The 437-nt window shown below is 48.3% G+C and carries 1 protein-coding gene; it reads left to right on the forward strand.

What is annotated here, in order from left to right; all coding sequences use genetic code 11:
* Nucleotides 1-35: 35 nt before the first annotated feature.
* Nucleotides 36-437, forward strand: a 402-nt coding sequence (locus tag RVY79_RS17485; protein WP_317465756.1) for a hypothetical protein, incomplete at its 3' end; no start/stop codon positions are given.

Here is a 437-nt window from a genome sequence, read left to right on the forward strand (position 1 = left end):
TTCAACAAGTTTGTAGAGGGATCTTCCAAGTTCGCATGGGGCAAGCCTTTGCAAATCAGATAACGTTGGTAGGCTTCCTTAGTACCCCACAAGGGACTGCAGCGCTGGAGTCAACTCGCGTAGAAGTAGAGGGGGCGATATCTCAACTGAAAAATGAGAATAATCAGTGCAGGATTGAATTAATGGTCTCAGCAGAAGCTGGCGTGCAGGCGACTGATAATTCAGTTTGGCCAGCTTTACTGGCTATGTTGGACCAAAGGCACCCCCCTGGGCTTGCTAGTTTTAGCTATTTCCCAGCAGATCGAGCGCTTCCTCAAGGGGAGCAACCAGTTCAACTTGGTGCCGCCGACGCACAGGCCCAATTGGAGTCGCACTTTTCACAGCCTCAAACAAAATATGCTCGTCTAAAAAATACCATATTTACTGCAATGTTGATG

Source organism: Chromohalobacter sp. HP20-39 (assembly GCF_033052815.1).
In the GTDB taxonomy this organism is placed as follows: Bacteria; Pseudomonadota; Gammaproteobacteria; order Pseudomonadales; family Halomonadaceae; genus Chromohalobacter.